The sequence below is a fragment of the Nocardia sp. NPDC060255 genome (assembly GCF_042727395.1).
In the GTDB taxonomy this organism is placed as follows: domain Bacteria; phylum Actinomycetota; class Actinomycetes; order Mycobacteriales; family Mycobacteriaceae; genus Nocardia.
In genome coordinates this window covers 188779-202922 of the sequence record NZ_JBHXAU010000002.1, presented here as the reverse complement: position 1 = coordinate 202922, position 14144 = coordinate 188779, and the positions used below count along the sequence as shown (strand labels likewise).

Annotated in this window: 13 protein-coding genes; 10 read left to right on the top strand and 3 right to left on the bottom strand. The window is 66.1% G+C overall.

All coding sequences use genetic code 11. From position 1 onward, the window contains the following. Window positions 1-26 precede the first annotated feature (26 nt). Window positions 27-920: an alpha/beta fold hydrolase gene (locus ACFWF1_RS06745; RefSeq protein ID WP_379286039.1), complete on the top strand. Its 894-nt coding sequence runs from the start codon at window positions 27-29 to the stop codon at window positions 918-920. 847 nt (window positions 921-1767) lie between these two features. Here ACFWF1_RS06745 and ACFWF1_RS06740 read toward each other — a convergent pair. Continuing rightward, window positions 1768-2529, bottom strand: a complete 762-nt coding sequence (locus tag ACFWF1_RS06740) for a siderophore-interacting protein (RefSeq protein WP_379286037.1) — start codon at window positions 2527-2529, stop codon at window positions 1768-1770. Between the two features lie 138 nt (window positions 2530-2667). Between ACFWF1_RS06740 and ACFWF1_RS06735 the strand changes: the two genes are divergently transcribed. After that, the gene (locus ACFWF1_RS06735) at window positions 2668-3495 is read left to right on the top strand and encodes an NADPH-dependent oxidoreductase (RefSeq protein ID WP_379286035.1); all 828 of its coding nucleotides are present in this window, start codon (window positions 2668-2670) and stop codon (window positions 3493-3495) included. Window positions 3496-4116: 621 nt separating this feature from the next. Then, window positions 4117-5556: an amino acid permease gene (locus ACFWF1_RS06730; protein WP_379286034.1), complete on the top strand. Its 1440-nt coding sequence runs from the start codon at window positions 4117-4119 to the stop codon at window positions 5554-5556. A gap of 88 nt (window positions 5557-5644) precedes the next feature. On the opposite strand, the gene ACFWF1_RS06725 is transcribed toward ACFWF1_RS06730, so the two are convergent. Continuing rightward, complete coding sequence (locus ACFWF1_RS06725) at window positions 5645-6262, bottom strand: TetR/AcrR family transcriptional regulator (protein ID WP_379286033.1); 618 nt, start codon at window positions 6260-6262, stop codon at window positions 5645-5647. Between the two features lie 95 nt (window positions 6263-6357). Between ACFWF1_RS06725 and ACFWF1_RS06720 the strand changes: the two genes are divergently transcribed. The 6 genes from ACFWF1_RS06720 to ACFWF1_RS06695 all read left to right on the top strand — a co-directional run bounded on the left by ACFWF1_RS06720 (window position 6358) and on the right by ACFWF1_RS06695 (window position 11234). After that, complete coding sequence (locus tag ACFWF1_RS06720; RefSeq protein ID WP_379286032.1) at window positions 6358-7377, top strand: oxygenase MpaB family protein; 1020 nt, start codon at window positions 6358-6360, stop codon at window positions 7375-7377. Window positions 7378-7380: 3 nt separating this feature from the next. Then, window positions 7381-8721: an oxygenase MpaB family protein gene (locus ACFWF1_RS06715; protein ID WP_379286030.1), complete on the top strand. Its 1341-nt coding sequence runs from the start codon at window positions 7381-7383 to the stop codon at window positions 8719-8721. Continuing rightward, a complete protein-coding gene (locus ACFWF1_RS06710) occupies window positions 8718-8972 on the top strand; it encodes a 2Fe-2S iron-sulfur cluster-binding protein (protein ID WP_379286028.1) in 255 nt (84 codons plus the stop codon). The genes ACFWF1_RS06715 and ACFWF1_RS06710 overlap by 4 nt, the downstream gene beginning before the upstream one ends. A gap of 157 nt (window positions 8973-9129) precedes the next feature. Further along, window positions 9130-9339, top strand: a complete 210-nt coding sequence (locus ACFWF1_RS06705; RefSeq protein WP_379286026.1) for a hypothetical protein — start codon at window positions 9130-9132, stop codon at window positions 9337-9339. Further along, complete coding sequence (locus ACFWF1_RS06700) at window positions 9336-10088, top strand: hypothetical protein (RefSeq protein WP_379286024.1); 753 nt, start codon at window positions 9336-9338, stop codon at window positions 10086-10088. The genes ACFWF1_RS06705 and ACFWF1_RS06700 overlap by 4 nt, the downstream gene beginning before the upstream one ends. Window positions 10089-10241: 153 nt before the next feature. Then, window positions 10242-11234: an endonuclease/exonuclease/phosphatase family protein gene (locus tag ACFWF1_RS06695; protein ID WP_379286022.1), complete on the top strand. Its 993-nt coding sequence runs from the start codon at window positions 10242-10244 to the stop codon at window positions 11232-11234. Here ACFWF1_RS06695 and ACFWF1_RS06690 read toward each other — a convergent pair. Then, on the bottom strand, window positions 11231-12643 hold the full coding sequence (locus ACFWF1_RS06690) for an MDR family MFS transporter (RefSeq protein WP_379286020.1): 1413 nt from the start codon (window positions 12641-12643) through the stop codon (window positions 11231-11233). The two genes, ACFWF1_RS06695 and ACFWF1_RS06690, sit on opposite strands and share 4 nt — an antisense overlap. A gap of 662 nt (window positions 12644-13305) precedes the next feature. Between ACFWF1_RS06690 and ACFWF1_RS06685 the strand changes: the two genes are divergently transcribed. After that, complete coding sequence (locus ACFWF1_RS06685) at window positions 13306-14142, top strand: type II CAAX prenyl endopeptidase Rce1 family protein (protein ID WP_379286018.1); 837 nt, start codon at window positions 13306-13308, stop codon at window positions 14140-14142. Window positions 14143-14144: the final 2 nt, after the last annotated feature.

Below are 14144 nucleotides of genomic sequence, written 5' to 3'. Positions count from 1 at the left end.
TGCGATTATCGGCTACCGTCGGGTAGGTGACGGGCCTTCCACGAAGTGGTGATGTGATCGCTGCTCCGGTTACGTTTCCGCCGCGCCGGGATGTTGCGCTGGCCGACGGGGCGAGCGTTGGTGTCCGGTTTGTGCCCGGCGCGAATCCTGTTCTGCTGCTGCATGGCTGGGCGTTGACGGCCGACGTGAACTTCTGTCATCTGATGCGGCCTGTTGCTGACAGCTATGGGCTGGTCGCGATGGACATGCGGGGGCATGGGCGCGGGCTGCCGTTGAGGTCGGATGAGCGGTTCGATATCGCGCAGTGTGCGGATGACGCGGCTGCGGTGCTGGATGCGCTCGGCATCGATCAGGTCGTGGTGTGCGGGTACTCGCTGGGCGGGCCGGTGGGGTTGGAATTTGCCCGTCGGCATAGAGATCGGGTGCGCGGGTTGGTTTTCGAAGCCACCGCGATGGCGTTCGACAGTGCCGAGGACAAGATCGGCCGAGTGTTCTTTCGCGGGCTGCGGCCGTTCGCGCATCGCAGCGGCGGGATCGGGCGGTCGGTGCCGCTGTCCTATTTCCGGAAGGCCCGGGTCAAGTCCGACGAGGTCGCGCGGCTGTGGCCATGGTTGCGGTCGGAACTGGGTCACTGTCACCCACGGGTGATCGTCGACGTGATTCTCGCCGAGTACGTCTTCGATTTCCGGCCGCATGCGGCCGAGCTCGCCGGATTGCCGACAGCCGTTGTGGTTACCACGCGTGACGGTGCGGTGCCGCCCAAGGACCAGCGTGCGCTGGCCGCCCTGCTCGATGCGACGGTAATCGAACTCGACGCCGCCCACGACGTGTTCCTCACCGACCCACCGAACTACGTCGCGGCGACCCGATCGGCGATCGACGATGTCCTCGCCGAATCAGTGCGGCATCCCGAGCCGTAGGGCCCGAACCACGTTCGGAGCCAACGACTCCCCGTCGACTACTGCTCGATGGCGAGGTCCTCGATAGTTGCGCCCGACCGCCTTCTCCGCGACCGCTGACCTACATCGCTCACCCCGAACCCCGCCCCTCGCCGCGATCCCGCTGCCGCGCGCGTTTCATCCGCCCGCGCATGTATTCGCTGGCAATTTCGCGCGCCGCAAGCGAAGACGTGCGCGGCAGTGCGACGGCTTACGTTCAGCGGTCGGAGGGTGAGGTCTCCCGCATTGCTGTGATCGGCCACGTTCTCCGCGACTGCTGGGCTGCCGCGCGTGCCCTGAACCTTCGGCCGCGCACCGATCCCGCTGCCGCGCGCGTTTCATCCGCCCGCGCATGTTTCGATGGCAATTTCGTACGCGGCCTGCAAAGACGTGCGCGGCCCGCAAAGCGGCAGCCCAACCGCTTACGCACAGCGCTTCGCGAGGTGGGGTCTCCCGTATCGCCGCGATCGGCCACGATCTCTGCGACGCCCAGCCTGGATCGTGTGCCCTGAACCGTGCTGTCCGACTGCCGCGCGCGTTTTGTCGGCCTGCGCATGTATTCGCCAGCAATTTCGTGCGCGGCTCGCGAAACCGTGCGCGGCAGGCCGAATGGCCCACATTCAGCGCCTTGCGAGGTGGGGGCGCTCGCGTCGCCGCGATCGCCACGGTCACTGCGCCGCTGGCGTGGATCGCTTGCCCAAAGCGGCGCTGATCCTGCTGCCGCGCGTGTTTTGTCCGCCCGCGCATGTATTTGCTGGCGATTTCGTGCGCGGGCGGACAAGAACTGCGCTGCTTCAGGCGGGGTGCGCGGCGGCCGGGGCGGCTTGCGTCAGCCGTTTGCGGGCGCGGTCTCTTTTTCCTTGAGCTCGGCCTTCCATTCGCGGAAGCCCTCTTCGGTGCGTCCGCGACGCCAGTAGCCGGAGATCGAGTTCGCCCATTCGGCGGTTACGCCGCGTTCCCGGCGGACGTAGCGGCGCATGTCGTGCATGACGGCCTGCGCTTCGCCGTGGATGAAGACCTGGACCTGGCCGTCTTTCCAGGGAGCGTTGCGCACGCTTTCCGCGAGTGCTTCGCCGGGTGCTTGGGTGCCGCGGTGCAGCCAGGTGAGCTCGATGCCCTCGGGCTTGCGCAGGGGCAGCTCGTCGTCGGGGCCGGCGACCTCGACGAACGCGTAGCCGACGGCCGCCGGGTCCATCGCCTCGAGTGCGGCGGCGATGGCGGGCAGCGCGGCCTCGTCACCGGCCAGCAGGTGCCAGTCGGCGTCGGCGCGGGGCGCGTAGGCACCGCCGGGGCCGAACAGATCGATGGTGTCGCCGGGTTTGGCGTCCGCCGCCCACGGTCCCGCGATGCCCTCGGCGCCGTGGTACACGAAATCGGCCGCGAGCTGGCCTGCGTCCTGATCGACCGAGCGGACCGTGTAGGTGCGCAGCACGTCGATGCCGTCACGCTCGAAGATGAACTTGACGTAGGAATCGGTGAACTCGCTGGCCTGGAACGCGGCGAAGCCGGGGCCGCCGAGGTGGACCCGGATCAGGTGCGGGCTCAGCCACTCGGTGTGCTGCACGGTCAGGGTGGTGCGGGGTCGGGCCATAGGTGTTCCTCCCACTGCTAATTAGGGTTACCTTACCGACCCTACTCCGAGTTGATCTCCAAGGAAATATCGGCGGCCTTCGGCTCACGATGCGAGCAACCGCTGACGAACGTGCCGCGGCGGTCCAGGATGACGGACATGACCCAGACCGTGCCGACGCCGACCCACCTGGTGCAACAGCGTTACCGCGACCCCAAGCCTACCGAACCCGCCCAGTGGAACCCGGTATTGCAGGTGCTGCACGAGCATCGTTCGGTCCGCCGCTACCTCGCCGACCCGGTCTCGGATGACACGCTGCGCCTGCTGATTTCGGCCGCCCAGTCCGCGCCGACGTCGTCGAATCTCCAGGTGTGGAGCGTCATCGCGGTGCGCGACCCCGAGCGCAAGGCGCGGCTCGCGGCGGTGGCGGGCAATCAGGCGCACATCCTGCAGGCACCCGTATTGCTGGTCTGGACAGCGGATTTCGCGCGACTACGCCAGCTCGCGGACGACCAGGAGGCCCCGCTCGAGGGTGCCGATTACCTCGAATCCAGTTACGTCGGATTCATCGACGCCGCCCTCGCCGCGCAGAACGCGGTGGTCGCCGCGGAATCCCTCGGCCTCGGCACGGTCTACCTCGGCGCGCTACGCAACCATCCGGAAGACGTTGCGGCGGAACTGAATCTGCCCCCACAGGTGTTCGCGGTCTTCGGCCTCTTGGTCGGCCACCCCGATCCGTCCGAGGATGCCAGGGTCAAGCCCCGCCTGCCGCAGGGCGCGGTCCTGCACCACGAAACCTACGACCTGGCCACGCAACGCGAACACGTCACCGACTACGAAACCCGCATCGCCGAATTCTATGCCGAACAACAACTCTCACACTCGTGGACCGAACGCGTCCTGGCCCGCCTCGCCTCGGCAGCCAGCCTCAACGGCCGCCACCGCCTGCGCACGTCACTGGAGAACCACGGCTTCCACCTGAAGTAACTCGAGAAGTCCGTTGAACCTTCGTCCGCACCACGCACCGATCCTCTGCCGCGCGCGTTTTGTCGCCCCGAGCACGTATTCGCTGGCAATTTCGTGCGCGGCTGGACAAGACGTGCGCGGCAGTCCGACGGCTTACGCTCGGTGCCTTGCGAGTGGGTGTTCTCCCGCATCGCCGCGATCGGCCACGATCTCTGCGACGCCCGGCCTGGATCGTGTGCCCTGAACCGCGCTGATCCCGCTGCCGCGCGCGTTTTGTCGCCCCGGCGCACGTATTTGCTGGCAATTTCGCGCGCGGCCCGCGAAGAGGTGCGCGTCGATGCGGCGGGTCAGGGGCTCGCGGTCCACGCGGGTGCGCCCGGCAGTTGCGTCGCCTGGTCGGCAGCGCGACTCAACTCATCTCCAGATGAATTGCTCTAAATGAATTATCGGCGATGCTGACGTCCCGGTCGAGGCGCTGACCTGGGATCTCTGGTCTGGGCGGTCTCGGGTAGCACGACCGACCGGTAGCGTGACGTGCTGATCGATTCCGGAACATGCGATGATCCCATGTCATGTGTCCGGGGTCACCGACCGACGATCCCGGGGAGTCGCGTCGTTGCCGCAAGAGAGAAGGACCGCACTATGACAGCCGCCGACAGTCATCTATCGGACGCTGGAACGCAGGATTCGACCGGCGACTCGGAGGGCTACTCGCGCGGCCTGAGCCCGCGCACCATCCAGATGATCGCCGTCGGCGGCGCGATCGGCACCGGCCTGTTCTATGGCGCGGGCGGCGCGATCGAGCAGGCCGGCCCCGCCTTGATCCTGGCCTACCTCGCGGCAGGCGTGGCGATCTTCGTGATCATGCGCGCGCTGGGGGAGTTGCTCACCTACCGTCCGGTCTCGGGCAGCTTCGCCGAGTACGCGCACGAATTCATCGGCCGCTACGCGGGTTTCGTCACCGGCTGGTCGTACTGGGCGGTGTGGGTGGCCACCTGCATGGCCGAAATCACGGTGGCGGGCAAGTACGTGCAGTACTGGTTCGACATCCAACCGTGGATCACCGCCCTGGTGGTGCTCGCAGTGATGTTCGCAGCGAACCTGATCTCGGTGCGCCTGTTCGGCGAGGGCGAGTTCTGGTTCTCCACCATCAAGGTGACCGCGATCATCGGCATGATCCTGCTCGGCATCGGCGTGCTGACCATCGGCTTCGGCCACGCCGCCAACCCGACCGTGACCAACCTGTGGGCCGATGGCGGCGTGTTCCCGAACGGCTTCGGCCAGTCGCTGCTGGTGCTGCAGATCGTGTTGTTCGCGTACGTGGGTGTCGAGCTGGTCGGCGTCACCGCCGGTGAGGCCCGCGAGCCGCGCAAGACGCTGCGCAAGGCGATCAACACGCTGCCGTTCCGGATCGGCCTGTTCTATGTGGGCGCGCTCCTGGTGATCATGTCGGTGTCCAGCTGGCGCAACTTCCACGCGGGCAAGAGCCCGTTCGTCGAGGTGTTCCAGCAGATCGGCATCCCCGGCGCCGCGGGCATCATCAACTTCGTGCTGCTCACGGCCGCGCTCTCGTCCTGCAATTCCGGCATCTACTCGACCGGCCGCATGCTGCGCACCCTGTCGCTGCACGGCGAAGCACCGGCCGCGCTCAACAAGCTGAGCTCGCGCCACGTGCCGTATGTCGGCATCTCGGCGTCGGCGGCGGCGATGGTGATCGGCGTGATCGTCAACATCATTTCCCCGGACAAGGCGTTCGCCTACATCACCTCGGTGAGCACCATCGGCATCATCTTCGTCTGGGGCATGATCTTGGTCTGCCACCTGATCTACCGCGCCCGGGTCGCTCGTGGTGAGCTCCCGGCGACCGACTACCGCCTCCCCGGCGCGCCCTACAGCACCGTGCTCGCGCTGGCGTTCCTCGCGTTGGTGGTCGTGTTGCTCTTCTTCACCGAGAGCGGCCGCACCGCAGTGGTGGTGGGCGTCGTCTGGACGGTGTTGGTGTCCGTCGGCTACCTCGCCTTGACCCGCCTCGGAAAGTCCAGCAGCACAACGGATCCCGCCCGAAACACCGCCGGACACTAAGGCACGACAGCCGCACGCCTCTTGATTTTCGGCACCTGGAATCGCATGCAATTCCCGGTGCGGGAGATCAGTAGGCGTGCGGCCGTGCTTACTCGCGTTCTGCTCGTGATCGGTGCGGTGTCGGGGTTTTCGCAGGTGAGGGCCCCGGCGCTGGTCGAAAGTAGTTCAGCACCAGCCGTGTGATGTCGGCGAGGAAGCGCTCGCGGGAGACCGCAGGCTGGTCCAGTATGTAGCGAATGGCGAGGTGTTCGACCGCTCGGACCAGCATCCACGAGGCCGCCTCGAAGTCCACATCGTCGGGCAGCGAGTCCCGATGCATCGTCAACGCCACCCGCGCCAGCTCGCCGATCTGCTGTTCGAAGGCGAACACGGTGTTGTCGCCACTGAGCCGCGGCGTCTGCTCGATCACGGCGCGCAAGAGCGCGGGATGACTGCCCAGCGCGTCGAGCAGCGCGGAAATCGTTGCCGGAACGGCGGTTTCGGGCGGCTGATGAAGCTGGGCCAGCACGCTGCTGTGCACCCGCGACGCGACTTCGCTGTTATAGCGGTCGATTACGGCGGTGACTATCGCGTCCTTGCCCGGAAAGTATTGGTACAGCGAGCCGGGACTGATACCCGCCGCTTCGGCGATCCGATTGGTGGACGCGCCGTCATAACCGTGCTCGATGAGCACCGCCTGCCCCGCGTCGACGATGCGCTGCACCATCGCGCGAGAGCGCTCCTGCTGCGGCGTTTTCCGCGTCCTCGGTGGCATCAGAAGACGAATTGAACGCGAGTATTTATTCGTGTCAGCATCAAGTCATGGTTGCACACAATGACGTGCTGCACGAGCGCCCCCACGCACCCGTGCCACTCGGTCCGGACTCGTTGACCTGGCAGATCTTCGGCTCCCTCTACTTCGCGCCGACCGGCCTGTTCCTCGGCATGGTGCAGAACATGCATCCCGGCCTCGGCGCGGGCGTCGAGTACCACTCGGAGATCAAGGACGAGTTCTATCAGCGGGTGCTGCGCTCGGCGTATCCGATTGTGGGCGTGGTCTTCGACGGCCCGCGAGCCGAGCAGACCGCCCGCGAGATCGTGAACTACCACCGCACGATCAAGGGCATCGACGCGCAGGGGCGGCGGTATCACGCACTGGATCCCGGCACCTTCTATTGGGCACACGCGGTGTTCTTCGTGCAGACGCTGCGCGCGGGCGAACTGTTCATGGGTGGCCTCACGCCCGCACAACGCGAACAACTGTGGCGCGAGCAATACCAGTGGTACGAGATGTACGGGATGAGCATGCGAGTCGTCCCGAAGAGCTGGCCGGAGTTCCAGGACTACTGGAATGACATGTGCGAGAACGTCTTGGAGTCGACCCAGGCCGCGTGGGAGGTGTACCGGCTGGCCGAGAACGCGCCGGTGCCACCGTTCCCGGTACTCGATCTGCTGCCGAAACCATTGTGGGAGAGACTATTCCGACCTTATGGTGCGAAGTTCTATCAGTTCGTCACCATCGGCCTGTGTGATCCGTCGATCCGGCGCACGATGGGCTTCACCTGGACCCGCAGGGATCAGTTTCTCTTCGACCGCTGGTGTGAGCTCTGCACGGCGATGAACCGGGTGACACCGGACGAGATCCGCTACTTCTTCCCCCGCATCCGAGCCGGTCGCCGCCGCGAACGCGGCCGCCGCCCCGCGACCATGGCACCGCCGGAAGCGCCCAAACTGCTCTGGCCCGCAACCGAACACCGCGACGACCCGAAGCACTACTGCCCGGTTCACGCCGACCACGGGTCGACCCCCGCCACGAAATTCCGGCAACTGACAGGATTTTGACCGATGCTGGACGTGAACACCGCCGCGCACCCCAACGACTACTACTACCGCCACGGCATGCCGCTGCGCCCGCCACCGCCGCGCGCCGTCGCCTCCGAATTATGGTTCGAGCCAAGGAAATCGATCCTGTCGCCGTGGATCGACGTCCGACCGATCCCCGCCGAGACACCGCGCACCCGGCTGATGGCCGACCATCTCTGGCAGGGCGACGAACCGATGGACCAGCTGGTCGCCGCGTTCCGCCGGATCGGCACCGCCGAGGGCAGACGCGTCCTCGACCAGGCCCTCGACCACGGCATCGACACACTCGACGATCCGCCACCGGAACTGGTCGCGCTGTTCGCCACCCTCGACAACCCACCGGACTGGTACGACCCCGACCTGTGGGAACACGGCCGCCAACTCTGGATCAACGTCTCCACCTCCGGCAAACTCGCCATGGGCGTGCAGGACTTCATGGGCACCTTCGTCGGCGCGGAGGTAGCCTCCGCGACCGGCGCCACCGGCCGATTCGTCAACGATCCCTACCGGCGAAACCTGGAGACCTCCACCTGGTTCCGCAACGTGACGGTCCGCGGCGGCATGGACCGCTGGTCGCCGGTCTTCAAAGACACTGTGCGCGTACGACTCATGCACGCCCAGGTGCGCGCCGGCCTGCGCCGCACCTGGGGCGCCGGCCATTTCGCCACGCACGGCAATCCCATCTCCAACAGCACGATGATGGGCGCCGCGGTGACCTTCGGCCTGTCGCCGATGTGCTTCGACCACACTCACGGCCGCAAATGCACAGAGCGGCAACTGAATGCGGTGATGCACTACTGGGCCTACATCGCCTACGTCTTCGGCGTCGCGGACGAACTGATCCCGCGCTCGGCCGTCGAAGGCATGGAGATGTCGGACTACATGGTCGCCACCGCCGGTGTCGCGCCGGAATGGACCGCGAACATGGCCGGCGCGGCAACCCACCGCCTGGCGGGGACGAGTGTGGTCGACCGACTGAAAGTCCAAGCGACGGCACCGCTACTCGGCTTGCTGACCTACTTCAGCAGCGCAGGACTCGTGCGAGAGTTGGTCCGCAGCACACCATTACGCGATGTCCCGGTGCAGCCATGGTCGACCCTGACCGGTGTGGCGGCCGCACTCGATGTCCGGCTGCGCGCACTCGACGACGCACTACCGGGCTCCCACGGCCGCATGGTGCGCCGAGCCGCCGCCGACGACCCGGTCTGGCGCCGCAACACCAAGGTCGCGAAACTGCTCGCCGCCCGCGTCGGCATCTACGGCACCCCCTACGACCAGCACGACGATTCGGCCACCGGCCTCGCCCGCTGCCCGGTCCGATGATCCCGCCCCTCGTTGTCGAATTACGCAAATCCGGCCGCACCGTGCTCGTCCCACCCGCCTTCACCGTGCTCGAGGCACTAGAGGACGAGGGCGTCGCCATCGACTCGATGTGCCGAGCGGGCATCTGCGGAACCTGCGAAACGGTAGCTCTTGCCGCGACCGGCCCTCATCCCGCCGACCACTACCCCCGCCCGCTACGTCTCTGCACAACCGCCCCCGGCCCCTTCACCCACCTCGTCCTCGACCTCTGACCCGTCGGCGACACACACCGCTCGCCGGTGCCGTTGTGATCATGTCCACCCGCGCAGCAGCCGAGCCGACGGCACAGTAGCGTTGCGCAACGAAGCCGGGCGTCAGCGAAGCGTGGGTTGGGGCGATTCGGTAGTGAGTCGAGCCGGAGGTAGTGAGATGACAACGAAGACGTTGGCCGAACTGGTGCCGGGCGATCTGCCCGCCGGGATCGCCGCACTGAGCCCCGAGGTCCAGGCCGAACTCGCCACGGTGGTGGCCGAAGCCAGGCGCAAGCAAGCGAAGGACCTCGAAACCGCCGCATACTCGCTGCTGGATTTCGTCCCTCGCTTCCTGCGCGGCGCGGTCAAGAAGGCGGCCGGGCTGTGACCGACGCGGCTACCGCCCAGGTGACCAAGCTCGCCCGCACGCTCGGCGTCCCCGTCGAGCGACTCGCCTACCTGGCCGACGTCCCCGCCTCCGACGTCAGAGACTTCCGCTTCCAGGTCGCCGACCTTCTCTTCGAAAGCCAGTCCGGCGGCCTGCGCAAAACCGCGGCGGCGGCCAAGGTGATCCCCGCCCCGGTCATCGCGAAACTGGTGGCGCGCAACCGCAACGCGCTGCTGGCCGCGCGGATGGCGGGCGTACTCGAGCCATCCCACGCGGTGGACGTCGCCAAGCGCCTGCCGGTCGACTTCCTCGCCGAGGTCGCCCCGCTACTCGACGCGCGCCGCTCGGCCTACATCATCGCCGGGGTGCCGACCGACACCATCGTCGCGGTCGCCAAACTGCTTGCTGAGCAAGAAGATTGGATCACCCTCGGCGACCTGATGGCCGCGATCTCCGACGCCGCCGCCCGTGCCGCGCAGGCAGCCCTCGACGGAACCGCCCTGATTCGTGCGGCTTTCCTCGTCGACGACGCCGAGCACCTGGAACGCATGGTCGCCCTGGTCCCCGAGGCGAAACTGGCCGAGATGCTCCGTGCCGCAGCCGAACACGACCTGTGGGACGAATACCGCAGCACTCTCGACGGTCTCTCGGATTCCGCCCTCGCGGCAGTCCGCGCCGCGGCCGACCAACTGCCGCCCGAACACCGCGACCGCGCCCTCGCCGAAATCGCCGACCGCCCCGCGTCGTAACGATCAGGTACGTCCCCGGCGACCAACCGCACCGCCGCACGCGAAGTCCACGTGAACGCCGATTTTCGGGTAGTCGACTACGCACCCCGAAACGCCCGCGCAGGTCGACAATTGACACGTACGAACCGTCGGGGCCTGATGAGGATGTGTGTAATGGTCACCCTGCGAATCGCGACGTTCAATCTCGAAAACTTCGATGAGACGCCGAATCCCACCCCCTTCGAGCCGACCCTGGCGGACCGCATCGCAGTGATGCGACCCCAGATCAACCGCCTGCGTGCCGACATCCTGTGCCTGCAGGAGGTGAACGGCCAGGAGCGGCCCGGCCAGCCGCGTTCACTGATCGCGCTGGCCGACCTGCTGCAGGGCACCGCCCTGGCCGGTTGGAACATCGTCTCGACGGAGAAAGCCAACGGCGAGGTCTTCGACGAACGCAATATCGCGGTGGTCACCTCCCTTCCGGTCACCGCGCACGCCCAACTGCTCAATGATCTTGTCGCGGCCCCGATCTATCAGGTGCTGACCGCGAATCCGCCTGCCGCGCAACCACAGTCGATCGCCATCGAACGCCCGATCCTGCACGTCGAACTCGACCTGCTCGGCTCCCCGCTGCACGTGATCGTCGTGCACCTGAAGTCGAAGCTGCCCACCGACGTCCCCGGCCAGAAGCTCGACCGCTTCACCTGGCGCGACGCGGGCGCGGCCGCCGAGGGCTCGTTCCTGTCTTCGATGAAGCGGATGAGTCAGGCCGTCGAGGTCCGCCGCCTGGTCGATCAGATCTTGGACAACGACCCGGCCGCCCGCATCGTGGTCGCAGGCGATTTCAACTCCACCGCCGACGAGGTGCCGCTGCTCGCCATCCGCGGCGACGTCGAGGACACCGGCAACGGCGCCCTCGCGGGCCGGGTACTCGTGCCGCTGGAGAACACCGTCCCCGAATCCGCCCGCTACTCCCTGTTCCACCACGGCAAGGGCCAGATGCTCGATCACCTGCTGGTCACCCGGAACCTGCTCGCCAACTATCGCGGCACCGAGATCCACAACGAACTGCTGCACGACGAGTCCGCCGACTTCGCCACCGACAAGAAGTTCCCCGAATCCGATCACGCGCCGGTCGTCGCGACCTTCGAGTTCGCCGGACCCTAGGCGGCCACGGTGTTGCGCCCCGGCATGCACGCCGAGGCCAGCACCATCACGGCCGCCATCACGAGGACCGTGATGAAGACCAGATGCACCGCCGAGGACAGCGTCGACGGCACCGGATGATCGGTGTGCCCGACGCGTGCGTTCACGATCGCGCCGAAGATCGCGACGCCCACCGCACTGCCGATCGAGCGGCCGAACATATTGGCCGAGGTCACCACGCCGCGCTCGGACCAGTCGGCACTGGTTTGCGCCGCGATGAGGGTCGGCGTCGCGACCAGGCCCATGCCGATGCCGATCACGAAACACGATCCGGCGACCTGCCACAGCGTCGAATCCTCGTTGATCAGCAATGTGGTCGCGGCACCGACGGTCGCCAGCCCGCTGCCGATCAGTGCGGTCGATCGAAACCCGATGCGCAGGTACAGCTTTCCTGCCTGGGATGCGGCGATCGGCCAGCCGAGGGTGAGCACGCCGACGGTCAGTCCGGCGATCAGCGCGCTGGTGCCGAGCACGCCCTGGGTGAATGTCGGGACGTAGGAGGTCAAGCCGATCAGGATGGTGCCGACGAGCACCGAAACCACGCTGCTCGCGATGATCACCCGCCGGGTGAACACCCACAGCGGCAGGATCGGATTCGCCGCCCGCCGCTCGACCAGGCCGAACAGCACCAGCAGCACCGCACCGCCGACAAAGATGCCGATGCTCGCGGGGGAGCCCCACGCCCAGGCCTGCCCACCTTCGAGCAGGCCGAGGATCAGCGCACCCGCGCCGACAGTTAATAGGGCAGCACCCAGATAGTCCACCTTCTGCTTACGCCGTGGCGCGGTCTCGGCGAACTTGCGCAGCAGCATCCAGGCCGCGACGGCCGAGAGCGGCAGGTTGATCAGGAAGATCCAGCGCCAGCTGAGGTAGTCGGCGAAGACGCCGCCGAGCAGCGGTCCGGCCACCGAGGACATCGCCCACACGCTGGCGAGATAACCCTGTACCTTCGCGCGTTCGGTGAGTGTGTAGAGGTCGCTGGCGATGGTCATCGTCATCGGCTGGATCGCGCCGGCGCCGATGCCCTGCACCGCGCGGAAGATGATCAGCCCGAGCATGCTCGTCGCCAGCCCGCACAGCAGCGAGCCCAGCGCGAACACCGCGATGCCGAACATGAGGACCGGCTTACGCCCGACCGTGTCGGCGAGCTTGCCGTAGATCGGGACGGTCACCGCCTGGGCGAGTAGGTATATAGAGAACAGCCAGGGGAACTGCGCGAAGCCGCCGAGCGTGCTGGTGATGGTCAGCACCGCGGTGGCGATGATGGTGGAATCCAACGCCACCAATCCCGTCGACAGCATCAGCGCACCGAGTACGGCGCCACGCTCCGATCGAAATCCGACGGACGATGCCACTGTCTCGGTTGCCACGCGCGCGGCCCCTTTCGTTTGTTCGACTAACCACCATCAACGAACGTAGTCCGGCACCAGCTATTCCCGCTCGGAATTTTCTCGGCGCTCGGGTGTCGACGAGGCCCGCGGCGGGCCCGCGATCGGCCGGTGTCGGCACCGATCGAGCCCGTGCCGCGTAGGGGTGCCGTGGCCCGGTGTTGGACGGCCGTACATACGAAGTTGGACCTCTGCACATCTCTGGCAAACAATTAGCTATCAGATTGATGTCACGAGATGTTTCGCTGGGTGGTGCGGAATGTTTCCGGCAGTTGAATGAAATGGGGGTAATGGTTAACGCCGTTTGCCCGACCAGGTGAAATCGGCCGAAAAAACTGCGCGAATGGGACGTATGGCGCCCGGTGCATGCGGAGGCCCTTACTCCGTATAAAACCGGTGTCTCAGCTCACAGGAGCTTCCAGGTGGAAGCTGTAGACAGTCATCTCAGTACGGTTGTACTGTCTGCCGATGTGTTCAGGACGACGCCGTAGGTAGGTGATGTTAGAGCTCGGGCAGTAGGGCAAAATCACTGATGTTTTCCTCAACCTGCGTGTAATTAGTTGTCCCTAGCATGAGGGCACGGACGACCCCACTCCGATGAAATGTAAAGACCGACCCGACCGGATAGTGAACGGGGCCTCCCGATGGAAATCTTCTGCATAATTCTGCTTGTCTATCTCGTCTTTGCCGAGCCATTCTTCGAGATATTCTCGGTGCGTGTCTTCACCAAGGAATTCGGTGAACGGTCCGACGCGCGCGTCCGCCTGTATCAGGGTGGCGTCTTCCGGACCTGGGCGACCCTCGCGGTCATCCTCATCGCCTTCGCCGTCAGCGGCACCTCGGTGCACGAGCTGGGTCTGACCCACTTCGACTTCGCCATCTTCCGCGGTTTCTCCCTCGCGGAGAAGATCATCAGCCTGGCCATCGTCGCCGTCTATGTGTCGTATCTGCTTGGACCCGTGCTGATTCCGCTGGTCGGTGGTCGGCGCGGCAAGGACTGGATCGCGCACAAGATCGAGTACGTCGTCTTCATCACGCCGGAGAGCTCGATCGAGCGGTTCTGGTGGCTGGCCAACTCGTTCAGCACCCCCGCCGAGGAGGTCGTCTACCGCGGCTTCACCATCTACGCGGTCGCGCTGCTGTGGCCGGACATGCCGTTCTGGATCCTGATCATCGTTGCCGGTGGCGTCATCGATGGCCTGCGGCACGGCTTCCGTCCCGCCGTCTCCGCCCAGGTGATATTCGGTGGTGTCGCGCTCGCGCTCACCTATAAATTGACCGGTGCGATCTGGCCGACCATCGCGATCAAGCTGTTCCATGATCTGCGCGTGCTGGCGTTCCCGCTGGCGCAGGCCCGGCGCAACCTGGCCGAGCGCGGATTGTCCGAGATTCCCGGAAAAACCCTCACCGAACAGGATGTCCCCGCCGTCGCGGACAATACTGAAAATTCAGTCGAGCCACGTTCTTCTGTTTCTACGTAGTA